General features: G+C 64.5%; 23 protein-coding genes. 21 read left to right on the top strand and 2 right to left on the bottom strand.

Annotated elements, in window-relative coordinates:
- Positions 1-140 precede the first annotated feature (140 nt).
- From BUA41_RS13445 to BUA41_RS13375, 15 genes are all read left to right on the top strand, one after another.
- Positions 141-1424 (top strand): glutamate-5-semialdehyde dehydrogenase, encoded by a 1284-nt coding sequence (locus tag BUA41_RS13445; RefSeq protein WP_084671579.1) that lies wholly within the window; start codon positions 141-143, stop codon positions 1422-1424.
- Positions 1405-2070: a nicotinate-nucleotide adenylyltransferase gene (nadD, locus tag BUA41_RS13440; protein ID WP_072823733.1), complete on the top strand. Its 666-nt coding sequence runs from the start codon at positions 1405-1407 to the stop codon at positions 2068-2070. The genes BUA41_RS13445 and nadD overlap by 20 nt, the downstream gene beginning before the upstream one ends.
- A 57-nt stretch (positions 2071-2127) precedes the next feature.
- On the top strand, positions 2128-2490 hold the full coding sequence (gene rsfS, locus BUA41_RS13435) for a ribosome silencing factor (RefSeq protein ID WP_072823731.1): 363 nt from the start codon (positions 2128-2130) through the stop codon (positions 2488-2490).
- Positions 2487-2954, top strand: coding sequence for a 23S rRNA (pseudouridine(1915)-N(3))-methyltransferase RlmH (gene rlmH / locus BUA41_RS13430; protein ID WP_072823729.1), 468 nt, complete (start codon positions 2487-2489; stop codon positions 2952-2954). The genes rsfS and rlmH overlap by 4 nt, the downstream gene beginning before the upstream one ends.
- A 55-nt stretch (positions 2955-3009) precedes the next feature.
- Positions 3010-4887, top strand: coding sequence for a penicillin-binding protein 2 (gene mrdA / locus BUA41_RS13425; RefSeq protein ID WP_072823727.1), 1878 nt, complete (start codon positions 3010-3012; stop codon positions 4885-4887).
- 4 nt (positions 4888-4891) lie between these two features.
- Positions 4892-6034 carry a rod shape-determining protein RodA gene (rodA, locus tag BUA41_RS13420; protein ID WP_072823725.1) on the top strand — a complete coding sequence of 381 codons (1143 nt, stop codon included), beginning with the start codon at positions 4892-4894 and terminating at the stop codon, positions 6032-6034.
- A gap of 63 nt (positions 6035-6097) precedes the next feature.
- Entirely contained in the window at positions 6098-7141 is a 1044-nt protein-coding gene (gene mltB / locus BUA41_RS13415) for a lytic murein transglycosylase B (protein WP_072823723.1), read from the top strand.
- Positions 7138-8103 (top strand): septal ring lytic transglycosylase RlpA family protein, encoded by a 966-nt coding sequence (locus tag BUA41_RS13410; RefSeq protein WP_072823721.1) that lies wholly within the window; start codon positions 7138-7140, stop codon positions 8101-8103. Before mltB ends, BUA41_RS13410 begins: the two co-directional genes overlap by 4 nt.
- Positions 8104-8147: 44 nt before the next feature.
- Positions 8148-9341, top strand: coding sequence for a D-alanyl-D-alanine carboxypeptidase family protein (locus BUA41_RS13405; protein WP_072823719.1), 1194 nt, complete (start codon positions 8148-8150; stop codon positions 9339-9341).
- A 111-nt stretch (positions 9342-9452) separates the two neighbouring features.
- Positions 9453-9755, top strand: coding sequence for an HP0495 family protein (locus BUA41_RS13400; RefSeq protein ID WP_072823717.1), 303 nt, complete (start codon positions 9453-9455; stop codon positions 9753-9755).
- Positions 9756-10451 carry a lipoyl(octanoyl) transferase LipB gene (gene lipB, locus BUA41_RS13395; protein ID WP_072823715.1) on the top strand — a complete coding sequence of 232 codons (696 nt, stop codon included), beginning with the start codon at positions 9756-9758 and terminating at the stop codon, positions 10449-10451. It begins immediately after the preceding gene.
- Positions 10452-10456: 5 nt separating this feature from the next.
- Positions 10457-11455, top strand: coding sequence for a lipoyl synthase (gene lipA, locus BUA41_RS13390; RefSeq protein WP_072823713.1), 999 nt, complete (start codon positions 10457-10459; stop codon positions 11453-11455).
- Positions 11456-11590: 135 nt separating this feature from the next.
- Positions 11591-12256, top strand: coding sequence for a tellurite resistance TerB family protein (locus BUA41_RS13385; protein ID WP_072823711.1), 666 nt, complete (start codon positions 11591-11593; stop codon positions 12254-12256).
- Positions 12257-12307: 51 nt separating this feature from the next.
- A complete protein-coding gene (locus BUA41_RS13380) occupies positions 12308-12643 on the top strand; it encodes a DUF533 domain-containing protein (RefSeq protein ID WP_072823709.1) in 336 nt (111 codons plus the stop codon).
- A gap of 238 nt (positions 12644-12881) precedes the next feature.
- Complete coding sequence (locus BUA41_RS13375) at positions 12882-15203, top strand: DUF3141 domain-containing protein (protein WP_072823707.1); 2322 nt, start codon at positions 12882-12884, stop codon at positions 15201-15203.
- A 53-nt stretch (positions 15204-15256) separates the two neighbouring features.
- Here the strand turns inward: BUA41_RS13375 and BUA41_RS13370 are convergent, their stop codons facing one another.
- On the bottom strand, positions 15257-15730 hold the full coding sequence (locus BUA41_RS13370; protein WP_072823705.1) for a methylglyoxal synthase: 474 nt from the start codon (positions 15728-15730) through the stop codon (positions 15257-15259).
- 388 nt (positions 15731-16118) lie between these two features.
- Here BUA41_RS13370 and topA point away from each other — a divergent pair, with 388 nt between their 5' ends.
- The 4 genes from topA to BUA41_RS13350 all read left to right on the top strand — a co-directional run bounded on the left by topA (position 16119) and on the right by BUA41_RS13350 (position 20101).
- On the top strand, positions 16119-18749 hold the full coding sequence (gene topA, locus BUA41_RS13365) for a type I DNA topoisomerase (RefSeq protein WP_072823703.1): 2631 nt from the start codon (positions 16119-16121) through the stop codon (positions 18747-18749).
- The gene (locus BUA41_RS13360; protein WP_072823701.1) at positions 18746-19204 is read left to right on the top strand and encodes a DUF6586 family protein; all 459 of its coding nucleotides are present in this window, start codon (positions 18746-18748) and stop codon (positions 19202-19204) included. The genes topA and BUA41_RS13360 overlap by 4 nt, the downstream gene beginning before the upstream one ends.
- A gap of 127 nt (positions 19205-19331) precedes the next feature.
- Complete coding sequence (locus BUA41_RS13355; RefSeq protein WP_072823699.1) at positions 19332-19574, top strand: hypothetical protein; 243 nt, start codon at positions 19332-19334, stop codon at positions 19572-19574.
- Positions 19575-19600: 26 nt separating this feature from the next.
- A complete protein-coding gene (locus tag BUA41_RS13350) occupies positions 19601-20101 on the top strand; it encodes a LabA-like NYN domain-containing protein (protein WP_072823697.1) in 501 nt (166 codons plus the stop codon).
- Here the strand turns inward: BUA41_RS13350 and BUA41_RS13345 are convergent.
- Positions 20086-22020 (bottom strand): aconitate hydratase, encoded by a 1935-nt coding sequence (locus BUA41_RS13345; RefSeq protein ID WP_072823695.1) that lies wholly within the window; start codon positions 22018-22020, stop codon positions 20086-20088. The genes BUA41_RS13350 and BUA41_RS13345 overlap by 16 nt on opposite strands.
- Positions 22021-22292: 272 nt before the next feature.
- Here BUA41_RS13345 and BUA41_RS13340 point away from each other — a divergent pair, with 272 nt between their 5' ends.
- Both BUA41_RS13340 and BUA41_RS13335 read left to right on the top strand, forming a co-directional pair.
- A complete protein-coding gene (locus BUA41_RS13340; protein WP_072823693.1) occupies positions 22293-23510 on the top strand; it encodes a thiamine pyrophosphate-dependent dehydrogenase E1 component subunit alpha in 1218 nt (405 codons plus the stop codon).
- Positions 23503-24480, top strand: coding sequence for an alpha-ketoacid dehydrogenase subunit beta (locus BUA41_RS13335; RefSeq protein ID WP_072823859.1), 978 nt, complete (start codon positions 23503-23505; stop codon positions 24478-24480). The genes BUA41_RS13340 and BUA41_RS13335 overlap by 8 nt, the downstream gene beginning before the upstream one ends.
- Positions 24481-24504 lie beyond the last annotated feature (24 nt).

Genomic DNA, 24504 nt, shown 5'->3' with positions numbered 1-24504 from the left:
GTGCCTTATGATGGGTTCCATTCCTTGTAGTGACAGATACTGTACGACACCTTCCCTCGTCCCGACGATACGTCTCCCTTGTTCGTCCCGACAATAGATCACGCCCGACCTGCGCATGCACCATGGAGAACTTGACCGGCATGTCACGACACCTATCGACCAGTGGCGCGGATATCGACGCCTACATGCACGAACTCGGCACCCAGGCCCGGCAGGCCAGCACAGTGCTTCGCAATCTGGACACGGCGCGCAAGAATGCTGCCCTGCTGGCCATCGCCAGGCACCTCGACACGGCTCGGGATGCGCTGATCGAGGCCAACGCCCAGGATCTCGAACGGGGACACCAGGCTGGGCTCGATGCAGCCTTGCTCGATCGACTGGCCCTCGACGAGACGCGCATCGATGGCATGATCGAGGGACTTGCCCAGGTTGCCGCCTTGCCCGACCCCGTGGGCGAGATCGACGGACTGCGGTCCCGGCCCAGCGGCATCCAGGTCGGCCACATGCGGGTGCCTCTCGGGGTCATCGGGATCATCTACGAGTCGCGTCCCAATGTCACCGTGGAAGCGGCCGGCCTGTGCCTGAAATCGGGCAATGCCTGTATCCTGCGTGGCGGCTCGGAGGCCCGCGACAGCAATGCCGCCATCGCCGCCTGTATCGCACGCGGCCTTGCCGAGGCCGGTCTTCCGGCAGCGGCGGCACAGGTCGTCGCGACCACGGACCGTGCCGCGGTGGGGCGTCTGATCAGTATGCCCGAGCATGTCGACGTGATCATCCCCCGGGGCGGCAAATCATTGATCGAGCGCATTTCCCGGGAAGCCCGGGTGCCGGTGATCAAGCACCTGGACGGTGTCTGTCACGTCTACGTCGATGCCACTGCCGACCTCGACAAGGCCCTGGCCATCGCGGTCAATGCCAAGACGCATCGCTATGGGACCTGCAACACCATGGAGACGCTGCTGCTCGATGCCCCGGTGGCTGCCGAGCTGCTGCCGCGCCTTGCCGAGGCCTACGCACGTCATGGCGTCGAGCTGCGAGGCTGCGAGCGGACCCGCGAGATCGTGGCCGATGCTGCCCCGGCGACCGAGGAAGACTGGCAGGCCGAATACCTGGCCCCGATTCTGGCGATCCGTATCGTCGATGGGATCGAGACGGCCATGGCGCATATCGATCGCTACGGCTCGCAGCACACCGATGCCATCGTCACCGAATCCTACACCCTGGCACGACGGTTCATGACCGAGGTGGATTCCAGCTCGGTGATGGTCAATGCCTCGACCCGTTTCGCCGACGGCTTCGAGTACGGTCTGGGAGCAGAAATCGGCATTTCCACCGACAAGCTCCACGTTCGCGGGCCGGTGGGGCTGGAGGGCCTCACGACGCGCAAGTATGTCGTGCTAGGTGATGGCCATGTCCGTGTCTGAGGACGCACCGGTGCGGGTCGCGATGCTTGGCGGTACCTTCGACCCCGTGCATATCGGACATCTGCGCAGCGCCGTCGAGTTGCACGAAACCCTCGAACTCGAGCGGGTGCACATGGTCCCCGCGCATGTGCCGCCGCATCGCGAGGCGCCGGGAGTGACTGCCGACGAGCGACTGAGGATGCTCGAGCTAGGGATAGGCGACACACCGGGTCTGGTCGCCGATGGGCGCGAACTCGCCCGCTCCGGGCCGTCCTATTCCGTGGACACCCTGACCTCGTTGCGCCGGGAGTTGGGGAGTCAGGCACGGCTGGTGATGGCGCTCGGCCAGGATGCCTTCCTGAAGCTTGCCAGCTGGCACGACCCTGAGCGGCTCTTCGAGCTGGCTCATCTGGTGGTGATCGAGCGCCCCGATCATCCGGCCTCGCCGGACCAGGAGCTCAGGGCTCTGATCGAAGGGCGCGAGGTGGTCGATCGTCGCGACCTGTTCGCCCGGCCGGCCGGGGGGCTCCTGCGCCTGCGCCTGCCCAGTCGCATGGCGATTTCCGCCACCGACCTGCGTCGGCGTCTTTACGCCGGTCGCAGCGTGCGCTATCTGTTGCCTTCATCGGTGGAATCCTACATCGTTTCGCGCAATCTTTATCGCTAAGCGGTGTCTCCAAGGTAGAATGGCAGCTTGGAACGATGGTCTTACTCTCGAGGAGCTATGCAAAACGAATCGCTGAAGACTTTGGCGGTAGAGGCCCTGGAAGAACTCAAGGGTCAGGATATTACCGAACTCGACGTCTCGACGCTGACCAGCGTCACCGACGTCATGGTGATCGCCAGTGGCACGTCGTCACGACACGTGGCCGCGCTGGCCGACAATGTGGTAGAGAAGGCCAAGGAAGCCGGCGTCAGGCCGCTGGGCGTCGAGGGAGAAGCCGGTGCCGATTGGGTGCTGGTGGACCTGGGCGACGTGGTGGTGCATGTCATGATGCCCGATGCGCGTCGCCTGTACGATCTCGAACGGCTGTGGGCCGACCTGCCGAGCGATACCGAGGAGGAGGTGCGCGGGGGCCGGGCGTGAAGGTTCGTGTGCTTGCCGTCGGCCAGCGCATGCCCGACTGGGTGGAGCAGGGCGTCAGCGAGTACCGCAAGCGGTTGCCTCGGGAATTCGCTCTCGAGATCGTCGAGATAGCGCCGGGTCCGCGTGGCAAGAATGCCGACGTGGCCCGAGCCGTGGCTCAGGAAGGCCAGCGTCTGCGTGAACGCTTGCGCGAGAGCGAGCATTGCGTCGCGCTGGAGGTCGGTGGCCAGCCCTGGAGTACCGAGCGATTGGCCCGGGAAGCCGATGCCTGGCGCCATCGCAAGGGTGACGTGGCGCTGCTGGTGGGTGGCCCGGACGGGCTCGATCCCCGACTGTCTGCCCAGGCCGATCAGCGCTGGTCGCTATCGCCGCTGACCCTGCCTCACCCGCTGGTGCGGCTGCTGCTCTGCGAACAGCTCTATCGTGCCTGGACCCTGTTGATCGGTCATCCCTACCATCGCTGATTCCGTGAACGCTTGTTTGCCTCAGTATTCCCCGAGTTCGAGATGAAGCCTTTGCATGCCTAAACGCCGCGATACCCTGAAGGATACCGAGCAGGAAGTTCGCGTCTTTCGCAATCGTTCACTGTTGGCCGTGCTGCTGGTCCTGCTGATGTCCGGCGGCCTGGCAGCCCGGCTTTTCTATCTGCAAGTGGTCCAGCACGACGTCTTCATCACTCGCTCCGACCAGAATCGGGTGCGTGTCGAACCGCTGCCGCCGAACCGCGGCCTGTTGATGGACCGCAATGGCGTGCTGCTGGCCGAGAACCGCCCGACCTACAACCTGACCATCGTGCCCGAGCGGGTCGACGACCTGGAGGCGACCCTCGGGCTGCTGGTCGATATCCTGGGGCTCCCGGAGTCCGATGTCGCCGCCCTCAAGGCGCGTTCGCGCCAGCGCCAGCGCCCCTTTCAGCCCGCATTGCTGCTGAGCGAGCTCGACGAGAGGCAGATCGCGCAACTCGCGGTCAATCGGTATCGCCTGCCCGGCATCGAGGTCGAGGCGCAACTGCTGCGTTACTACCCCGACACCGACATCATGTCCCACGTGCTCGGCTATGTGGGGCGCATCAATGCCGAGGAGGTCAAGACCCTCGACAAGGGCAACTACGCAGGCACCCACTTCATCGGCAAGACCGGTATCGAGCGCGAGTACGAGGCACTGCTGCATGGCACCGCGGGCCTGCGCAAGGTCGAGACCAATGCCCGGGGGCGCGTGCTGCGGGAGCTCGGGCGCACCGATCCGGTGCCGGGGCAGGACATCACCCTCACCATCGATAAGCAGTTGCAGCAGCTGGGCTACGAGTTGCTCGATGGCCGGCGTGGCTCCATCGTCGCCATTGAGCCCGCCACCGGCGAAATACTGGCCATGGTCTCCTCGCCCGGATTCGATGCCAACCTGTTCGTGACGGGTATCAGCCACCGCGACTATCAGGGGCTGCGCAGCAACCCCGACCTGCCGCTCTACAATCGAGCCATTCGCGGGCAATATCCGCCGGCCTCGACGATCAAGCCCTTCGAGGCCCTGGCCGGCCTGGAAAACGGAGTGATCACTCCGAAAAAGACCGTTTACGACCCGGGTTTCTACAAATTGCCCGAGCATTCGCGGCGCTATCATAACTGGCTGCGGTGGGGGCATGGCCGGGTCGACATGCGCCGCGCCATCGTGGTCTCCAACGACACCTATTTCTATAACCTTGCCCACGAGCTGGGCATCGACCGGCTGGCGGACTTCATGCATCGTTTCGGCTTCGGCGAGGTGACCAGTCATGATGTGCATGGCGCCGCCAGCGGCGTGATGCCCTCGAGCGAATGGAAACGGGAGCGCTATGGTCAGGTCTGGTTTCCCGGCGAGACGCTCTCCGTGGGCATCGGTCAAGGCTACTGGCTGTCCACCCCGTTGCAACTGGCCACCGCCACGGCGGTACTGGCCAATCGGGGCGAATGGGTCACGCCGCATCTGGCCAAGCGTATCGGCGATGAGCCGGTGGAACCGCCCCAGGTGAAGGACGACATCGAACTGGCCAACGAGGAGTGGTGGGATCTGGTCTATGGGGCGATGGAAGATGTGATGACAGGGAGCGAGGGCACCGCACGCCGCTCCGGCGAGGATCTCGACTATCGGATGGCCGGCAAGTCGGGCACCGCCCAGGTCTTCACCCTGGCCAACGACGAGCGCTACAACGCCGCGGAACTGGAGGAGCGCCTTCACGACCACGCGCTGTTCACCGCCTTCGCCCCCATCGAGAACCCCGGGATCGCCATTGCGGTGATCGTCGAGAATGCCGGGGGTGGCAGCAGCAATGCGGCCCCACTGGCCCGCAAGATGCTCGATGCCTGGCTTCTGAGAGAAGAGGCCGAGCTCGACGAGGCCCCGATCCGCAGCGAGGAATCATGAATTCATGAGGCTTCAGGAGTCCACGCTACTGCCGAACCGCGGGCGCAGTATCAAGCGGCGGCGCAGCCTGTGGTTGCGCATTCATCTCGACCCCTGGCTGCTGGGCCTGCTGTTCGTGCTGATGCTGGCAGGTCTGCTGGTGCTGTACAGTGCCAGCGGCCAGCGCATGCCGGTGGTCACGGCCCAGCTCACTCGGCTGGGTGTCGCCGTGGTCACCATGCTGGTACTGGCCCAGTTCACGCCGGGCACCCTCTATCGCTGGTCGCTGCCTCTCTATGCCGCCGGCTTTCTGATGCTGATCGCCGTGGAGGTGATGGGCGACGTCGGCATGGGCGCCCAGCGCTGGCTGGTCATCCCCGGGGTGATTCGCTTCCAGCCTTCGGAGCTGATGAAGCTGGTCATGCCCATGATGGTGGCGGCCTACCTGCATCGACGCCCCTTGCCGCCCCGCCTCAAGGACATTCTCGTCTGCGCGTTGATCATCGGCGCACCGGTGGTGCTCATCGCCAGACAGCCGGATCTGGGCACGTCGTTGCTGGTCGGCAGTGCCGCGGTCTTCGTGCTGCTGCTGGCCGGGCTCTCCTGGCGCCTCATCGGCTTTCTGGGGTTGCTGGCCGCTGCGGCCATGCCGCTGCTGTGGCTCAACATGCATGCCTATCAGCGCCAGCGGGTACTGACCTTTCTCAATCCGGAAAGCGACCCGCTGGGCGCGGGGTGGAACATCATCCAGTCCACGACCGCCATCGGCAGTGGCGGGGTGGAGGGCAAGGGCTGGACCCTGGGCACGCAATCCCAGTTGGAGTTTCTGCCCGAGCGTCATACCGACTTCATCGTGGCGGTGCTCGGGGAGGAGTTCGGCCTGATCGGCATGCTGCTGATCCTGATGCTTTATCTGTTGATCGTGGCCCGGGGCCTGGTCATCGCCAACAGCGCTCAGGACACCTTCGGGCGTCTGGTCGCGGGCAGCATCACGCTGACCTTCTTCATCTACGTGTTCGTCAATATCGGCATGGTGAGTGGCATCTTGCCGGTGGTCGGGGTGCCGTTGCCGCTGGTCAGTTTCGCCGGCACCTCCAGCGTGACCTTGCTGGCCGGTTTCGGTATTCTCATGTCCATTCAAAGCCATCGTCGCCTGCTGGCCCGCTAGCGGGAACGGCCCCATGGCGGCTGGCGCCGCCCGGCGCATCTGGCAACAGGGAGTCGCAAGACCATGAAGGGTATTCTTCATCACACCAAGCGGGGAGCGATCGCGCTGCTCGTCACCGGCCTGGTCGCCATTGTCCCTCTCTCTCAGGCGGCAGACCAGGCTGCTGAAACGTTCGATCCTGCCAGCAACGCGAAGACCCGCACGCTGGTCGACGAGCTCGCCGCCCGAGGGCTGGATCGCGACTGGCTGGATTTGGCGATGCGTCAGGCGGAATTCCGGCCCGGCGTGCTCGAGGCCATGACCGGTGCTGCCGAGCGACGCCTGCGCTGGGACGAATATCGCAACATCTTCATCAAGCCCGAACGCATCCGCGAAGGAGCGGCCTTCATCGAGGCGCATCGCGAGGCCTTCGACAGGGCCCAGGCCGAATACGGGGTCGCGCCCGAGATCATCGCCGCCATCATCGGTGTCGAAACCTTCTACGGTCGATATACCGGGAAGCACCGGGTCATCGACTCGCTGGCGACCCTGGCATTCCATCACCCCTCTCGGGGCGATTTCTTTCGCGGCGAACTGGCGGCATTTCTCGAGATCACCAGTCAGCAGAATGTCGATCCGCTGACGCTGGAGGGCTCCTATGCGGGGGCCATGGGCTTCCCGCAATTCATCCCGACCAGCTACCAGGCCTACGCCGTGGACTTCGACGGCGATGGCAAGCGAGATCTGTGGCATAACCCGGTCGATGCGATCGGCAGTGTCGGCAACTACTTCGCGCGCCATGGCTGGCGCGCGGGGGCGGCGATCGTCAGCGAGGCCCAGGGGCCGGCTGCACGTCCCGACGGCGTGGAGTTCAATCGTACCCGCAAGCCCTACGCGAGTGTCGCGGCACTGGCGGACAAGGGCATCCAGCCGGCCGGCGGGGAAGCCCTCGACGGGCAGGCGCAGGTGATTCCCCTGGCGCTGGACTTCGGCGACGGCAGCACACGCTACGCCCTGGGGCATGACAATTTCTACGTGATCACGCGCTACAACCACAGCCACCTGTACGCCATGGCCGTGACCACCCTGGCCGAACGCATCCATGACACCCTGGAGGCAGAAGCATGAGTCGACGCTTGCTCTGTGCGGCGCTCCTGCTCGCCCTGGTGGCGGGGTGCGCCGGCGGTGGGGGCTCCCGGCCCGACAGCGCCCAGGATGGGGGCGCGAAGAGTTCGGGGGGGCGATATGCCATGGAAAGCGATGCCTACCCGGACGAACCGCCGGACGTCTCCGATGTGCCGGATGCGGTGCCCCGGGTCGAGCCCCTGGCACCGAGCGGCAACCGACCTTCCTATCAGGTCTGGGGCGAGACCTATCACGTGATGTCGAGTGCCGAGGGCTACCAGCAGCAGGGCACGGCGTCCTGGTACGGCCAGAAGTTCCAGGGTTATGCCACGGCCAGTGGTGAAATCTACGACATGTACAAGATGTCGGCGGCACATCGCTCGCTGCCCCTGCCGACCTATGCGCGGGTCACCAACCTCGACAATGGCCGCTCGGTGATCGTCAAGGTCAACGATCGCGGCCCTTTCCACGGGGATCGCCTCATCGATCTCTCCTACGCGGCGGCGGCTCGTCTGGACATCCTGGGCAACGGTACCGGGCGGGTGAAGGTCCAGGCCATCGATCCGGTCGCCTGGCAGGCCAGACAGGCATCGCCTCGGTCCCAGGATCAGGCGAGGGGGGATGCATCCGCCACGGGCAGTGTGTCTCCATCGCAGTCCCAGCGCGGGGAGCAGGTTGCCCAGGCGGTGTCTTCACCGGCAACCGGGGTGTCGAGCGGGGCGGCAGGGGGCAACGATCCGCGTCTCTATCTGCAGGTAGCGGCGCTGGGCTCGGCCACCAGCGCCCAGGCGCTTCGCGCACGACTGCAAAGCTCGCTCGACAGTCCGGTGCGTATCGACAGCGACCAGCGCATGCACCGCGTGCAGGTCGGCCCCGTCAGCGATCCTCTCGCCCTGGAGGCCTTGCGCAAGGAACTCCAGCGGGCAGGCTATGCCCAGGCCTTTACGGTCAGAGCTCAAGAGTGAGCGCCGATCATTTTCCCTTGCTACGAACCACGAGAAACACCCTCATGAGATTGTCTGCTTTACCCGCCAAGTTCCGGCAGCTATTGCCTGCCACCCTGACCGCCTGTGTGCTGCTGATTCAACCTGCCCAGGCGCAGGATCAGGCACTGCCGGACTCGATGGTGCCATCGCCCCCTGCGTTGTCGGCGACCTCCTGGCTGTTGATGGATGCCAACAGTGGCGAGGTGCTGGTCGAGAACGACGCCGACAAGCCCCTGCCGCCGGCGAGCCTGACCAAGATGATGACCGCCTATATCGTCGAGCGTGAGATCGACGAGGATCGCGTCTCACCCGACGATCAGGTCAGCGTCAGCGAGAATGCCTGGCGTACCGGTGGCTCGCGCATGTTCATCAAGGAAGGCACCCAGGTCAGCATCGATGACCTGCTCAAGGGGGTCGTGATCCAGTCGGGCAACGATGCCAGTGTGGCCCTGGCCGAATACATCGCCGGTTCCGAATCCGCCTTCGCCGACCTGATGAATCAGCAGGCCAGGCGCTTGGGCATGGAGAATTCCCATTTCGTCAACGCCACCGGCCTGCCCCACGAGAATCATTACGCCTCGGCCAAGGATCTGGCGATCCTTGCCAAGCACATCATCAAGGACTATCCGGACCACTACGACACCTATTCCCAGAAGTACTTCACCTACAACGACATTCGACAGCCCAATCGCAACCGTCTGCTATGGCGCGACCCTTCCGTCGATGGCCTCAAGACCGGCCATACCGAAGCGGCCGGCTACTGTCTGGTGGCGTCGGCCAAGAAGGACGAGACACGCCTGATCGCGGTGGTCATGGGTACCGGTTCCGACGAGGCGCGTGCCCAGGAAACGCAGAAGCTCTTGAGCTACGGATTCCGCTTCTTCGAGACCTTCAAGCTCTACGATGCGGGTGCCGTGCTCAACGAGCCCCGGATCTGGGGGGGCGCCAAGGACACCTTGCGCCTGGGCGTGAGCGAGGACGTCTATCTGACCGCGCCTCAGGGCAAGCGCGAGGAGATGACCGCCAGACTGGATATCCAGGAGACCATCAAGGCGCCCATCGACGCCGGTCAGCGAGTCGGCACACTGAAGGTGCTGCTGCAGGACGACGTGGTCAAGGAGCAGCCACTGATCGCCCTGGAAAGCATCGAGGAAGGCGGCATCTTCAAGCGTATCTGGGACACCGTCCTGCTCTTCGTCACCGGGCTGTTCGACTGAGCAGGAGCCGGCTCGAGGAGGTGGGTTCGAGCCGCTGTTGCGGCGTGCCCCTTGGTCGGGACGCAGAGGTTGAGTAGAATACTCGGAAATAGTGTTCGCCGAGTGATCGTCATGAATGACAAATCCTTGCGGGATTTACGCACGGAGAGGCCTCAGGCGCCTCCTAAGGTCGAGTTTCCCTGCGACTATCCGATCAAGATCGTCGGTACCGCCGCTCCCGGGTTCCAGGCAGCGGTGATCGAGGTGGTCAAGGCCCACGCGCCGGATTTCGATGCCACCCGTGTCGTCGCGGTGGACAGTCGCAACGGGCGCTTCCAGTCGCTGCGAGTGACGATCACCGCGACCGGCAACGACCAGTTGCAGGCGCTGTTCGCATCACTCAAGGCGACCGGCCGCGTCCACATGGTGCTATGAATGGCCGAACTGGACGTCTATCGTCTGGGACGCCAGTCCTACGCGCCGGTATGGCGTGCCATGCGCACCTTTACCGACCAGCGGAGCTCGGCATCTCGGGACGCCCTCTGGCTCGTGGAGCACGAGCCGGTGTTCACCCAGGGCCAGGCGGGCCGCCCCGAGCACCTGCTGATGCCTGGCGACATTCCCGTGGTCGACACCGACCGCGGCGGGCAGGTGACCTATCATGGCCCGGGACAACTGATCCTGTACCCGTTGCTGGATGTGCGCCGGCGCAGGATGGGGGTGCGAGAGCTGGTCACTGCCCTGGAGAACAGCGTGATCGATGCGCTCGCCGAACATGCCATCGAGGGACGAGCCAGGCCCGAGGCGCCGGGTGTCTATGTCGGTGATACCAAGATCGCTTCACTGGGACTGCGTATACGCCGTGGGTGCAGTTTTCACGGCATTGCCTTCAATATCGATATGGACCTTTCTCCATTCGCACGCATCAACCCTTGCGGCTACGCTGGCATGACCATGACCCAGTTGCGTGACCTGTGCGGCGAACGTCCCCGATTCGACGAGGAGGCAACCCGTCTGGTGCGCTGCCTGGCCACGCGGCTGGGTGGCGACGACAATGTGAATGAGTGTCGCGGAATGCCCGTGGGCCTGGTGTCCGAGCTGACCGCCGAATCTTCCCGAACCGCAGGATAGGATCGATGACCGAGACCACCGTCGCAAGTCAGGAACGGGCCGCCCCGGCCCCGAAGAAGCCCCGCGCAGAGCGCGGGGTCAAGCTGCGTGGCGCCGACAAGGTGGCGCGCATTCCGGTCAAGGTGATTCCCACCGAGACCCTGCCCAAGAAGCCCGACTGGTTGCGCGTGCGCATGCCGGTATCCAAGGAAGTCACGCGCATCAAGCAGACGCTTCGCAAGCACGGCCTTCACACGGTGTGCGAGGAGGCCACCTGCCCCAATATCGGCGAGTGCTTCCATGGGGGCACGGCGACCTTCATGATCATGGGCGATATCTGCACCCGGCGCTGTCCATTCTGCGACGTGGCCCACGGACGCCCCAACGCCTTGAACGAGAACGAGCCCCGGGAACTCGCCGAGGCCATCGCCGAGATGCGCCTGAAGTACGTGGTGGTCACCTCGGTGGATCGCGACGATCTGCGCGACGGCGGCGCTCAGCACTTCGCCGACTGCATCCGCGAGATCCGTCGCGACAGCCCGTCGATCGAGATCGAGGTACTGGTGCCGGACTTTCGCGGTCGAATGCAGAAGGCGCTGGATATCCTCGAGCAGACGCCGCCGGATGTCTTCAACCACAACCTGGAGACCGTGCCATCGCTCTATCGTCGGGTGCGCCCCGGGGCCGACTATCAATGGTCCCTGGACCTGCTCGAGGGGTACAAGGCGCGTCGGGGCGATGTACTGACCAAGTCCGGATTGATGCTTGGCGTCGGAGAGACCGACGAGCAGGTGATCGAGGTGATGCGCGACCTGCGTGCCCACGATGTCGACATGCTGACCCTGGGGCAGTACATGCAGCCTTCGCGCAATCACTTGCCGGTGGACCGCTGGGTGCACCCCGACACCTTCGACTGGTTCGCCGAGCAGGGCAGGGCGCTGGGCTTCACCCATGTCGCCTCGGGCCCCCTGGTGCGCTCTTCCTATCATGCCGACCAGCAGGCTCACGGCATCGAAGTCAAGTAGGGGTGCCCCCGTCGAGATGGAACCTCGCGACGCACGGTCGCGAGGTTTTTTGATGGTGCGCCAGGCACGATTTCTCGTTCACGACGCGATCGCCTATGCTATCAGCATCTCTGCACGGCCCTGAGGAGGGACGCGATGAATGCCAAGGGTATCCTCGACCAGTTGATGAAACAGGCCGGCGGCTCGTCGAAAGAGGGCCTCGGTATCGGCAAGCTGGCCGGCGGTGGGGCGCTGGGCATGCTGCTGGGTACCAAGCGGGGGCGCAAGCTGGGGGCAACGGGCCTGAAGTACGGTGCCCTGGCCGGTGTGGGCGTGCTGGCCTGGAAGGCCTGGCAGCACTATCAGCAGAACCAGCAGACCGGACAGGACGAGGGGCAGGCAATGGGCAGCGGTGCCCCCGGCAGCTCGGAAAAGGAGGTGCCCCTGGAGCAGCTCGAGGGTGACGCCCAGGAGCAGCGCAGCCTGGCGATTCTCGAGGCGATGATCGCCGCTGCCCGCGCGGACGGACACATCGACGCCGATGAGCGTGCCCGGCTGGTCGACCAGATCGATGCCCTCGGGGCGGATGACGAGCTGCATGCCTGGATCGAGCAGTGCATGGACGCCCCTCTCGATGCGCAGAGGATCGCCCGCAAGGCCGATTCACCCCAGGCGGCGCGGGAAATGTATCTGGCCAGCCTTGCCATCATCGATGAACAGAACCCGATGGAGCGCGCCTGGCTCGATCAGCTGGCTGCGGCACTCGGGCTGGCCCCGGGTGTGGCCAGAGAACTGGAGTCCCAGGCCACCTCAATGGCCTAGACTTCGAAAGAGCGTGTCAACGTCAGTATTCGATCAACGGGAGAGGACATTATGGAAGATAGAGGTGCCTGGGATCATCTGGTCAAGGCTGCCGAGGAGCTTTGCGAGTCTTCGCAGGGGCGGGGAATCGACACGAGAAGCGCCCTGGCGGGTGGTCTGCTCGGGTTGCTGATCAGTACCCGAGGCGGTCGCAGCCTGCTGGGCAAGACACTCAAGTACGGCACCATCGCCGGCCTGGGGGCGCTGGCCTGGCAGGCGCGCCAGGGCGGCGTTCCTCGCAACGCTTCCGGAACTTCCGCAGCGGACGGTCACCCGGACCGTGGCGGGAACGGTGAGGGCAGTGCATCCGCGACATCCAGGGGCGACGAGCCGCCGACGCCGCTCTGAGCCGAGGAACACACGGCCAAGCCAAGAGGGAGGTGTCTGCGATCGGGCACCTCCTTTTCTTGGAATGAAGCATCATTCATGTATTAAAAAAACAATACTAATAGCGTCTTTTAAGCATCAAGAGCTTCATTGTTTAGTGTGTTGTAATCGTCGGTAACTGACTTGGATTGGTAAGCCCGCTACACTGGCGCTACTCTTGTTTTGCGGTGCAGCAATTTTTTTGCGAATGGAGCCACCCATGTTTCCTATCTATGCCCCCCTTGCTGTGGAAATCACGCGCCCCTTCTGGGACCCGCTGGGGCTTGGCAAGGCCGCTGCCGAGTACTGGCGCGATGCCTGCGAACGCAGTGTGCTCTATCTCGATGTCATGCGTCAGCGCGGTAACCAGTATCTCGAGCATATGGAGGAGACCAAGCCCAATGTGCTGGGCTTCGACACGGAGGTGCTGCTGGATGGGCGCACGCTTCCCAACCCGGTCAACTACGAGCTGATGCGCATCCTGCCGACGGAAGGCATCGAGATCGACGAGAGCATGCGTCCGTTCGTCGTCGTCGACCCACGCGCCGGCCACGGCCCGGGGATCGGCGGATTCAAGCCCGACAGCGAGATCGGCGTGGCACTGCGGGCCGGCCACCCCTGCTACTTCATCGGCTTCCTGCCGTATCCCGTGCCGGGCCAGACCGTCGAGGACGTCGTCGAGGCAGAAGTGCAGTTCCTGCGCCATGTCATCGAACGTCACCCGGACGTCGCCGAGCAACCCATGGTGGTGGGCAACTGCCAGGCCGGCTGGCAGATCATGATGGCCGCGGCCCTGGAGCCGGATTGCTTCGGCCCCATCCTGATCGCCGGCGCCCCGCTTTCCTACTGGGCCGGCGAACGGGGCAAGAACCCCATGCGCTACTCTGCGGGCATGCTGGGTGGCAGCTGGCTGACCACCCTGGTGAGCGATCTCGGCCACGGCCAGTTCGACGGCGCCTGGCTGGTGCAGAACTTCGAGAAGCTCAACCCCGCCAATACCTTCTGGAGCAAGCAGTACAACCTCTATGCCAACGTGGACAGCGAGGCCCAGCGCTACCTGCGCTTCGAACGCTGGTGGGGCGGGCACGTGGTTCTTAACAGCGACGAGATCCAGTACATCGTCGATAACCTGTTCATCGGCAACCGTCTGAGCACCTCTCAGCTGCTTACCCGGGATGGACGGCGCATCGATCTGCGTAACATCCGCTCGCCGATCGTGGTGTTCTGCTCCCAGGGGGACGACATCACGCCACCTCCCCAGGCCCTGGGCTGGATCGACGACCTGTACGAGAGCGTCGACGATATCCAGGCCCACGATCAGACCATCGTCTACTGCGTGCACGACACGACCGGGCACCTGGGCATCTTCGTCTCGGGCAGCGTGTCCCGCAAGGAGCACGCCGAATTCACGGCGAACATGGATTACATCGATATCCTGCCGCCAGGGCTCTACGAGTCCAAGGTGACCGAGCGCGATGCCTCCCAGGCCAACCCGGACCTGATCGACGGGGACTACCTGCTCGAGTTTGCGCCACGCGACTTCGAGGACATCGATGCCATCGTCAAGACCGACATCGAGGACGAGCGGCGTTTCGCCACGGTCTCTCGCATATCGAACATCAACCTCGGCCTCTACCGGCGCTACCTGCAACCGCTGATCCAGGCGGTGATGACGCCGGAGGCGGCGAGCTGGATGCGCCGTTCCCATCCGCTCAAGATGGGCTACAAGCTCCTTTCGGACCGCAATCCGGCCACGGTGCCGCTACCGGTCATGGCCGATGCCATCAAGGCAAGCCGCCACCCGGTCGACGACAGCAATCCGTTCAAGGTGCTCGAGGGCATGATCTCGGACCAGATCGTGCAGGGCCTGAACGCCTATCGGGACCTGCGCGACCAGGCAACCGAGCAGTTGTTCATGCAGGTCTACGGCCAGCCGCTGTTGCAGACCCTGATGGGGCTCAGGGCCGACGATCAACGGCCGTTGCCGTTGCCCGGTGCCTCGCCGGAGCATCACCGCTTCGTCGAGCAGCGCAAGCAGGCACTGCTCGACTCCATCGACGAGGGCACCATCGTCCAGGCTTCGGTACGCGCCCTGATCTTCGTGCTTGGCGGTTCGACCACCACGGACGAGCGCAACTTCCAGCGTCTGAAGGCGACCCGGGACGAGATGGGTGCCGACGTCGACCTGACCACCTTCAAGACCTGGGTGCGCGACGAGTTCGAGATCCTCAATCTGGATGGCCATGCGGCCATACAGGCCTTGCCGACCATGCTGCAGGGCGAGGACGCCGCCACCATCGATGCCTACATGGCGCATATCGAACAGGTGGTGCGAGCCAGCGAGCCCCTGGAAGAGAAGACCCAGACCCGGCTGGCCATCGTCAAGAAGCTCTTCGAACGGGCCAAGCCCGTGCAGGAAGCGCCGGCGCAGCCCGAGGCAAGCAGCGGCGAGAGCACGAGACGCTCCAACGCGGGGCGCAAGAGAAGAGCGACGCGCAAGAAGGGCGCCCCAGGCCCCACCCGCGATTCGTCGTCGTCATGACGGTTCGCGGGTTCCCGTGACACCATCGCCGCCTTCCGGGCGGCGATGTCGTCTCAGCGGCGAGCCGCCACCCAGTCGCCGGCGTCGGGGATGTTCATGGTGTAGCTCTCGCCCATGCAGGGCGAGCTGAGCATGAAATCCGCGCTGGCGGCATTGCAGGCCACGGGGATGTTCCAGAGTGCCGCCAGACGCAGCAATGCCTTGACATCCGGGTCGTGGGGCATGGGCGCGAACGGGTCCCAGAAGAAGATCAGCACATCCAGGCGCTGTTCGGCGATGCAGGCGCCGATCTGCTGATCGCCGCCGAGCGGCCCGCTCATCAGTCCTTCGACGTCCAGCCCCAGGGTGGCCGCCACCCGGCTGGCGGTGGTGCCGGTGCCCAGCAACTGGTGCTGCGCGAGGGTATCGCGCCAGCGCCCCGCCCACTCCAGCAGTTCCTCCTTCTTGCCGTCATGGGCGATCAACGCGACGCGCTTGCGGGGAGAAAGACTGCGCTGGACCTGTCGGGCGGGGCGTGGATGGGTCATCGGAAGACTTCCAGGGTCGATGGGTAGACAGTGTGAGTATGGCCCGAGCCGACATCTGTGGCTGGACGTTTTTTTATTCTAGCGCATCTGGGTCGCCGGCCTGGAATTCGCGTCGACCGGTCGGTGGCCTTCAAGGCAGACGTGCCAGTGACGATAGATAAGCAAGGCCTGGGCTCGACACCCGGCTTGCATGGAAGCGTTCAGGCCGGCTAGCCTCATGAAGCCCTGGATGTGCCCCGACATCCAAAATCTGCCTAGGCTGGCGCGATACGCATGGCTGGGGTAGGGTAGGCGCATTTTTCCGCCGGAATCACACGCCGGCACGACGCACAAGCTGCCAAGGTCGACGGAACCTCCCCGGACCTGGGCTCGAAGGAACTGGAGTGCTATGGGCAAGTCACTGGTCATCGTCGAGTCGCCGGCCAAGGCCAAGACGATCAACAAGTATCTCGGCAACGATTTCATCGTGAAGTCGAGCGTTGGCCATATTCGCGACCTGCCGACCAGTGGTTCGGGCAAGAGTGCCACCGATCCCAAGGAGCGAGCTCGCCAGGCGGCGGCCACGCGCAAGATGTCTCCCGAGGAGAAGGCGACCTACAAGAAGCAGAAGGCCTGGTCGCAGCTCGTGCGGCGCATGGGGATCGACCCGGAGCATGGCTGGGAGGCGCATTACGAGATCTTGCCCGGCAAGGAAAAGGTCGTGGCGGAGCTTGCCAGGCTCGCCGAGAAGGCCGATGCCATCTATCTTGCCACCGACCTGGATCGCGAGGGAGAGGCCATCGCCTGGCACCTCAAGGAGACCATCGGCGGCGACGCGACGCGCTACAAGCGGGTGGTGTTCAACGAGATCACCGAGAACGCCATCCAGGAGGCCTTCAAGGCGCCGGGCACGCTCAACGTGCCCCGGGTCGAGGCGCAACAGACCCGACGCTTCCTCGATCGGGTGGTGGGCTTCATGCTCTCGCCGCTGCTGTGGGCCAAGGTCGCCCGCGGGCTCTCCGCCGGGCGGGTGCAGTCGGTGGCGGTGCGGTTGATCGTCGAGCGCGAGCGCGAGATTCGCGCCTTCGTGCCGGAAGAGTTCTGGGACGTGCACGCCGACCTGGTGAGCCCGCAGGGGGAACCGATCCGCTTCGAGCTGGTGCGCCAGGACGGCAAGCCGTTCCGCCCGACCTCGGAGAAGGAGACCCTCGAGCGCATCGCCAAGCTTGAACAGGCCAGCCTGGCGATCACCGCCCGGGAAGAGAAGCCCACGCGTTCCAAGCCCAACGCGCCGTTCATCACCTCGACGCTGCAGCAGGCCGCCAGCGGTCGTCTGGGTTTCTCGGTGAAGAAGACCATGACCCTCGCCCAGCGGCTCTACGAGGCGGGCTACATCACCTACATGCGCACCGATTCCACCAACCTCTCCCAGGATGCGGTGAGCGGGGTGCGTGACTATATCCTGGACGAGTTCGGCAAGCGCTACCTGCCCGAGGCGCCCAATCGCTACTCCAGCAAGGAAGGCGCCCAGGAGGCCCACGAGGCGATCCGTCCGTCGGACGTGACGCGCACCGCAGGCAACCTGGCGAACATGGAACGCGACGCCGAGCGTCTCTACGAATTGATCTGGCGCCAGTTCGTGGCCTGCCAGATGCCCCCGGCGGAGTACCTTTCCACCACCCTGACTGTCGAGAGCGAAGGCTATGAGCTGCGCGCCAAGGGGCGCGTGCTCAGGTTCGACGGCTATACGCGCGTCATGAAGCCCGCCGGCAAGAAGGACGAGGATCAGACGCTGCCCGACATTGCCGAGGGCACGCCCCTGAGCCTGGAGCGACTCGATCCGCAGCAGCACTTCACCAAGCCGCCGGCACGCTACACCGAGGCCAGCCTGGTCAAGGAGCTCGAGAAGCGCGGCATCGGCCGGCCCTCCACCTATGCCTCGATCATTTCGACCATCCAGGATCGTGGCTACGTCAAGCTCGAGAGCCGACGCTTCTATGCCGAGAAACTCGGCGACATCGTCACCGACCGGCTCACCGAATCCTTCAACGACCTGATGGACTACGGCTTCACCGCCCGCATGGAAGACAGCCTCGACGAGGTGGCCGAGGGGGAGCGCAACTGGCAGGCGTTGCTCGACGACTTCTATGCTGGATTCCGCGCCAAGCTCGAGCGAGCCGAGGGCGAGCAGGGCATGCGCCCCAACCAGCCGGTGCCCACGGACATCGACTGCCCGACCTGCGGTCGCAAGATGCAGATCCGTACCGCCTCCACCGGCGTGTTCCTGGGCTGTTCCGGCTACAACCTGCCGCCCAAGGAGCGCTGCAAGACCACCATCGATCTGATCCCGGGGGACGAGGCGGTCGCCGCGGACGCGGACGAGGATGCCGAAACCCAGGCGCTGCGCGCCAAGCGCCGTTGCCCCAAGTGCGGCACCGCCATGGACAGTTACCTGATCGACGAGACCCGCAAGCTGCACATCTGCGGCAACAGCCCGGACTGCGAGGGCTACGAGATCGAGAAAGGGCGTTTCAAGCTCAAGGGCTACGAAGGGCCCACCATCGAATGCGACAAGTGCGGCAGCGACATGCAACTGAAGTCGGGCCGCTTCGGCAAGTACTTCGGCTGCACCAACGAGAACTGCAAGAACACCCGCAAGCTGCTCAAGAGCGGCGAGGTGGCGCCACCCAAGATGGACCCGATCCCGATGCCGGAGCTGGCCTGCCAGAAGGTCGACGATCACTACGTGCTACGCGACGGCGCCAGCGGCCTGTTCCTGGCGGCCAGCCAGTTTCCCAAGAACCGCGAGACCCGACCGCCCCTGGTCGAGGAGCTCAAGGCCCACGCCGAGGAACTGCCGGAGAAATACCACTTCCTGCTCAAGGCGCCGAGCAGGGACCCGGACGGGCGACCGGCGCAGATCCGTTTCTCGCGCAAGACCAAGAGCCAGTACGTGATGACCGACGAGGAGGGCAAGGCCACCGGCTGGAAGGCGGTCTTCGACAAGGGCAAGTGGCAGGTCGAGGACAAGCGCAAATGACCCCCCGCGGGCGTACCAACCAGCTGCTCTACCAGGCCGAGCTGCTTCTGGCGACGCCGAGCGGGGAGGACGAACATGCGGCCTCGCGGCGCATGGCGCTGGAGGAGGGGACGCTGGCCCTGCTCGAGCTGGCCCTCGAGGCCGCCCTGCGTGAAGTCACCGAGCATGCGTACCTGGCACGGCACGACTGGCGCGAACTGCTTCAGGAAGATGACGAGCCTATCGCCGAGCTCGAGCGGCTACGCGAGCTGGCCGGTCGCCCCGGCAGCTGGCTGGCCGTGTTGATCGCCCGCCTCGAGGCCCTGCGGGGTGTCGAGGGCGCCGCTCGGCGAGATGCCGGCCAGGCGTTGATCGCCTCGGCCGACCGCGTGGCGCTTGCCGACGAGCTGCGCTGGTGCCTCGGGGAGTTCAAGGAGCTGCTCTTTGAGCTGCGCGAGACCAGTGCCGAGTGGTGACCCGGCAGCGCCGGAAGTGATACCATGCCTTCAGTTTGCTAACGACCATGGCACCGTGCCTTGGTCGTTTTTTGTTGTGTCGTTGCTCGTAGAGCCGTTGCAAGCGTTCTCTCAAGCGGAGGTAAGCATGTCCGAAACAGCCGTACTGGAAATCGTCGAACTCGCCGATGGCGAGATCGTGCTGCGTTCCGCCGAAGAGGAAGGGGAGCCCCTGGTGCGCATCCGCTTTTCCGAAGAGGCCGCCGACCTGTTGCGCAGGAGCCGCTTCGAGATGGCCCAGGAGATGATCGACCACGCCATTGCCCGTACCCAGCTATGGGATGGCGAGGCCGACGCGGAAGACGCCGTTCTGAAGGGAACGCTTCACTGAGTCGGTCAGCCATGCAGGACAGGACAATGGGTGAGCGCGTGGCGATTCTGGTCGACGTGCAGAACATCTACTACACCACCCGGCAGGCCTTCGGTCGACCCTTCGATTACAGGGCCTTCTGGGCCCGGGCCACGGCGAACCGCGAGGTGGTCGCGGCCATCGCCTACGCGGTGGACCGGGGCGACGAGAAACAGCGCCAATTTCAGGATATCCTGCGCGGCATCGGCTTCGAGGTGAAGCTGAAACCCTATATTCAGCGTCGTGACGGCACCAGCAAGGGCGACTGGGACGTCGGCATCGCCCTCGACGGCATCGAACTCGCCGCACGAGTCGACCGGATCGTGCTCCTTTCCGGCGACGGCGATTTCGATCTGCTGCTGCAGCGGGTTCGCCAGCGTCATGCCACGTCATCCGAGGTGTATGGCGTGGCCAGGCTGACCGCCGAGGCCCTGCGGCGCTCGGCGTCGCGCTTCATCGCCATCGACGAGACGCTGCTGATGCCCCCTGCGCCTCAGTCGTCGCGCTGACGCTTCATCCAGTTGGTCAGCCCGCCCTCGAGCAGCACCTCGACCTGGTGTGCCGTCAGATCGTGACGAAGCGAGATCTTTCTGTCACCGGCCTGGGCAGTGATCTCATGACCGTCTCGCAGCGCCTCGTGCAGGCCTTCGAAGGAAAGCGTCTGCCCGGTGTCCAGAGCCTCGTGGTCCTTCTCGTTCTCGAAGCGCAGCGGCAATACACCGAAATTGACCAGGTTCTGCCAGTGAATGCGCGCGAAGCCCTTGGCGACGACCAGGCGCAGTCCCAGGTAGCGGGGGGCGATGGCGGCGTGTTCGCGACTCGATCCCTGTCCGTAGTTGCCACCCGCGATCACGCAGTGATCGCCGGTCTCCTCGGCACGCTGAACGTATTCCTCGTCGATGCCACGGAAGCAGAACTCCGCGATCCGCGGAATGTTGCTGCGATAGGGCAATACCTCGTTGCCGGCGGGCATGATCTCGTCGGTGGAGACGTCATCTTCCATCTTCAGCAGTATCGTCAGTTCCGGGGCATCCTCGATCGCCTCGAATTCAGGCAGCGAGGCGATGTTGGGCCCCTTGATCAACGTGACCTTGCGGGCCTCGGCAACCTCGAGGGGGGCAATGAGGTTGCGGGTATTGACGACGGGATCGTCGGGTTCCTCGACCCGGGGGTAGTCGAAGTCGAGATCACGGGGATCGGTGATCTTGCCGCGCAGCGCCGAGGCGGTCGCGGTCTCGGGGCTGCACAGGAAGACCCGGTCTTCCGGGGTGCCCGAACGTCCCGGGAAGTTGCGCGGGGTGGTGCGCAGGCTGTTGCTGTCGTTCGCCGGCGCCTGGCCCATGCCGATGCAGCCGTTGCAGCCGGCCTGGTGAAGGCGTGCTCCGGCGGCGAGCAGGCTCGATACATGGCCATCGCGTACCAGGGTTTCGAGGATCGAGCGCGAGGTGGGGTTGATGTCGAAGGAGACCCAGTCGCTGATCTGGCGCCCCTTGACCATCTCGGCGGCAATGGCGAAGTCGCGATAGCCGGGATTGGCGGACGAGCCGATGTAGGCCTGGGAGAGGGGTTCGCCCGCGACCTCGCGCACCGGCACCACGTTGCCCGGGCTCGAAGGCTTGGCGATCAGTGGCTCGAGGCCTGAAAGGTCGATCTCGTCCTCGACGTCGTAATCGCAGGCTTCGTCGGCAGCGAGAGATTCCCAGTCGTCGCCGCGTCCCTCGGCCTCGAGGAAACGCCTGACCGCCTCGTCCGACGGAAAGACGCTGCTGGTGGCGCCGAGCTCGGCCCCCATGTTGGCGATCACGTGCCGGTCCATGGCCGAAAGGCAGTCCAGCCCCGGGCCGTGGTATTCGATGATGCGTCCGACGCCGCCATCGACACCGTGACGGCGCAGCATCTCCAGGATAACGTCCTTGGCGCTGACCCAGTCGGGCAGTTCGCCGGTCAGCTTCACGCCCCATATCTTCGGCATCTTGAGACGAAACGGTTCGCCGGCCATGGCCATGGCCACGTCGATGCCGCCGGCACCGATGGCCAGCATGCCGATGGCCCCGGCGGCGGGGGTATGGCTATCCGAGCCCAGCAGGGTCTTGCCCGGCTTGCCGAAGCGTTGCTGGTGGGTGGGGTGACTGACGCCATTGCCGGCCCGGGAGAACCAGATGCCCAGGCGCTCCGCCGAACTCTGCAGAAACAGGTGGTCGTCGGGATTCTTGTTGTCTTCCTGTATCAGGTTGTGGTCGACGTACTGGGCGGAAAGCTCGGTCTTGACCCGATCGAGCCCCATGGCCTCCAGTTCGAGCATCACCATGGTGCCGGTCGCGTCCTGGGTCAGGGTCTGGTCGATGCGCAGGGCAATCTCCTCGCCCGGCGTCATGCTGCCCTCCAGCAGATGAGCATCGATCAGTTTCTGCGCCACGTTCATGGCCATGGTAGTACCTCCCTGTCGTTGCGACTGTGCCTGTCCCTCAGTGTAGAGAATATGGCGGCCTAGACTAACGTTGCACTCCTTCCTGCTGACAGCAGGCCGTCCAATGCTCTATCTTACGTCAACGTAAAGCAACCGCCGCGCCGCCGTCATTACCCCCCGACGGCAACACTGACTACAGTCTTAGTGTGTGGTGAGTTGACGAAGACCCGGGCCCACAAGGCCATGTACTTCCTCGACCCACATCCCGGGAAGAGAACAAGGAAGCCCAACCCATGAGTACAACAAGCAAGGCGACCATCGTTCATACGCCGAGCTTCATGAACGGTGACGAGTTTCGCGTACCCGTCTTCAAGCTGCTCAAGCAGGACGGCTCGCCCTACAAGAATGCCAAGCTGCCCGAAATCGACCGCGACAAGGCACTGCGTATCTACCGCGCCATGCTGTTCACCCGGGTGCTGGACGAACGCATGCTGGCGGCCCAGCGCCAGGGGCGGTTGAGCTTCTACATGCAGTGCACCGGTGAGGAGGCCTCGGTCATCGGCAGCACGGCGGCACTGGACGATCAGGACATGATCATGGCCCAGTACCGCGAGCAGGGGGCGCTGGCCTACCGCGGCTTCACGGTCGACGAGTTCATGAACCAGTTGTTCGGCAACGACCGCGACTATGGCAAGGGCCGCCAGATGCCGGTGCACTACGGCTCGAAGAAGCTCCACTACATGACCATCTCGTCGCCCCTGGCGACCCAGATCCCCCAGGCCACCGGCTATGCCTACGGCCAGAAGATGGCGGGCGAAGGGCACTGCACGATCACCATCTTCGGCGAGGGGGCGGCCTCGGAGGGCGATTTTCATGCCGCTCTGAACATGGCCTCGGTGCATCAGGTGCCGGTGATCTTCCTGTGCCGCAACAACGGCTACGCCATCTCAACCCCGGCTCACGAGCAGTTCTCCGCGGACGGCATCGCCCCCCGGGCCTTCGGCTATCACATGAAGGTGATCCGGGTCGACGGCAACGACATCCTGGCGGTCTACCAGGCCACCACCGAGGCACGCCAGTGGGCGGTGGAAAACAACAAGCCGGTGCTCATCGAGGCGATGACCTACCGCCTGGCGGCACACTCCTCCTCGGACGACCCCTCCGGGTATCGCAGCAAGAAGGAGGAGGAAGCCTGGCGCGAGAAGGATCCGGTGCGGCGCATGCGGCTATGGCTCGAAAGCAAGGGCTGGTGGAGCGAAGAGGATGAGAAGAGCGAGCAGGAGACGCGCCGCCGCGAGGTGCTGGAGGCGATGAAGCGCGCCGAGAAGCGTCCGGCGCCGGACCTCGAGACGCTGATCACCGACGTCTATGACGACACGACCCCGCAGCTCGTCGAGCAGCTCGAGCAGCTCAAGACCCATATCCGCAAGTACCCGGACGCCTATCCGAAAGGTGCCAAGCTCTTGGATAAGCCCCTCGATGACGCCGATGGAGGTGCCCGGCATGCCTGAAATGAACATGCTCAAGGCCATCAATGCCGCCCTCGACACGGCCATGGCCACCGACGACAAGGTGATCTGCTTCGGCGAGGACGTCGGGGTGTTCGGCGGGGTATTTCGCGCCACCAGCCATCTTCAGGAGAAGTACGGCCGCGATCGCTGCTTCAACACGCCCCTGGTGGAGCAGGGCATCATCGGCTTCGCCAATGGCCTGGCGGCTCAGGGCTCCAGGCCGGTGGCGGAGATCCAGTTCGCCGACTACATCTTTCCGGCCTTCGACCAGATCGTCAACGAGACCGCCAAGTTCCGCTACCGCTCGGGAGACCTGTTCAACGTCGGCGGACTGACCATCCGGGCGCCCTACGGCGGCGGTATCTCCGGCGGGCTCTACCATTCGCAATCGCCTGAAGCCTATTTTGCCCACACCCCGGGTCTCAAGGTCGTCGTGCCGCGCAACCCCCATCAGGCCAAGGGGCTTTTGCTGGGTGCGATTCGCGACCCGAATCCGGTACTGTTCTTCGAGCCCAAGCGGCTGTACCGCGCCTCCGTGGGCGAGGTGCCGGAGGAGGATTACCAGCTGCCCCTGGGCGAGGCGGAGGTGATCAAGGAGGGCGACGACATCACCCTGCTGGCCTGGGGCGCCCAGATGGAGATGGTCGAGAAGGCCGCCGAGCTTGCCGAGAAGGAAGGCATCTCCTGCGAGATCATCGACCTGCGTACCATCGTGCCCTGGGACGTGGACACCGTCGCCGAGTCGGTGTTGAAGACCGGGCGTCTTCTGGTGACCCACGAGGCGCCCCTGACCGGCGGCTTCGCCGGCGAAATCGCCGCCACCATCCAGCAGCGCTGCTTTCTTTACCTGGAATCGCCCATCGCCCGGGTGACCGGCCTGGATACCCCCTTCCCGCTGACCCTGGAGAAGGAGTACATGCCGGATCACCTCAAGATCTTCGAGGCGATCAAGCAGAGCATCGACTACTAGCAGGCGCCCAGGCGACGATTTCAG

Source organism: Modicisalibacter ilicicola DSM 19980 (assembly GCF_900128925.1).
Lineage (GTDB): Bacteria > Pseudomonadota > Gammaproteobacteria > Pseudomonadales > Halomonadaceae > Modicisalibacter > Modicisalibacter ilicicola.
This window is presented reverse-complemented; position numbering and strand designations above follow the sequence as displayed.

Excerpts from the sequence above, each read along its gene's own strand:
- BUA41_RS13445 (WP_084671579.1), top strand. The coding sequence starts at position 141 with ATGTCACGACACCTATCGACCAGTGGCGCGGATATCGACGCCTACATG.
- nadD (WP_072823733.1), top strand. The coding sequence starts at position 1,405 with ATGGCCATGTCCGTGTCTGAGGACGCACCGGTGCGGGTCGCGATGCTT.
- rsfS (WP_072823731.1), top strand. The coding sequence starts at position 2,128 with ATGCAAAACGAATCGCTGAAGACTTTGGCGGTAGAGGCCCTGGAAGAA.
- mrdA (WP_072823727.1), top strand. The coding sequence starts at position 3,010 with ATGCCTAAACGCCGCGATACCCTGAAGGATACCGAGCAGGAAGTTCGC.
- rodA (WP_072823725.1), top strand. The coding sequence starts at position 4,892 with ATGAGGCTTCAGGAGTCCACGCTACTGCCGAACCGCGGGCGCAGTATC.
- mltB (WP_072823723.1), top strand. The coding sequence starts at position 6,098 with ATGAAGGGTATTCTTCATCACACCAAGCGGGGAGCGATCGCGCTGCTC.
- BUA41_RS13410 (WP_072823721.1), top strand. The coding sequence starts at position 7,138 with ATGAGTCGACGCTTGCTCTGTGCGGCGCTCCTGCTCGCCCTGGTGGCG.
- BUA41_RS13405 (WP_072823719.1), top strand. The coding sequence starts at position 8,148 with ATGAGATTGTCTGCTTTACCCGCCAAGTTCCGGCAGCTATTGCCTGCC.
- BUA41_RS13400 (WP_072823717.1), top strand. The coding sequence starts at position 9,453 with ATGAATGACAAATCCTTGCGGGATTTACGCACGGAGAGGCCTCAGGCG.
- lipB (WP_072823715.1), top strand. The coding sequence starts at position 9,756 with ATGGCCGAACTGGACGTCTATCGTCTGGGACGCCAGTCCTACGCGCCG.
- lipA (WP_072823713.1), top strand. The coding sequence starts at position 10,457 with ATGACCGAGACCACCGTCGCAAGTCAGGAACGGGCCGCCCCGGCCCCG.
- BUA41_RS13385 (WP_072823711.1), top strand. The coding sequence starts at position 11,591 with ATGAATGCCAAGGGTATCCTCGACCAGTTGATGAAACAGGCCGGCGGC.
- BUA41_RS13380 (WP_072823709.1), top strand. The coding sequence starts at position 12,308 with ATGGAAGATAGAGGTGCCTGGGATCATCTGGTCAAGGCTGCCGAGGAG.
- BUA41_RS13375 (WP_072823707.1), top strand. The coding sequence starts at position 12,882 with ATGTTTCCTATCTATGCCCCCCTTGCTGTGGAAATCACGCGCCCCTTC.
- BUA41_RS13370 (WP_072823705.1), bottom strand. The coding sequence starts at position 15,730 with ATGACCCATCCACGCCCCGCCCGACAGGTCCAGCGCAGTCTTTCTCCC.
- topA (WP_072823703.1), top strand. The coding sequence starts at position 16,119 with ATGGGCAAGTCACTGGTCATCGTCGAGTCGCCGGCCAAGGCCAAGACG.
- BUA41_RS13360 (WP_072823701.1), top strand. The coding sequence starts at position 18,746 with ATGACCCCCCGCGGGCGTACCAACCAGCTGCTCTACCAGGCCGAGCTG.
- BUA41_RS13355 (WP_072823699.1), top strand. The coding sequence starts at position 19,332 with ATGTCCGAAACAGCCGTACTGGAAATCGTCGAACTCGCCGATGGCGAG.
- BUA41_RS13350 (WP_072823697.1), top strand. The coding sequence starts at position 19,601 with ATGGGTGAGCGCGTGGCGATTCTGGTCGACGTGCAGAACATCTACTAC.
- BUA41_RS13345 (WP_072823695.1), bottom strand. The coding sequence starts at position 22,020 with ATGGCCATGAACGTGGCGCAGAAACTGATCGATGCTCATCTGCTGGAG.
- BUA41_RS13340 (WP_072823693.1), top strand. The coding sequence starts at position 22,293 with ATGAGTACAACAAGCAAGGCGACCATCGTTCATACGCCGAGCTTCATG.
- BUA41_RS13335 (WP_072823859.1), top strand. The coding sequence starts at position 23,503 with ATGCCTGAAATGAACATGCTCAAGGCCATCAATGCCGCCCTCGACACG.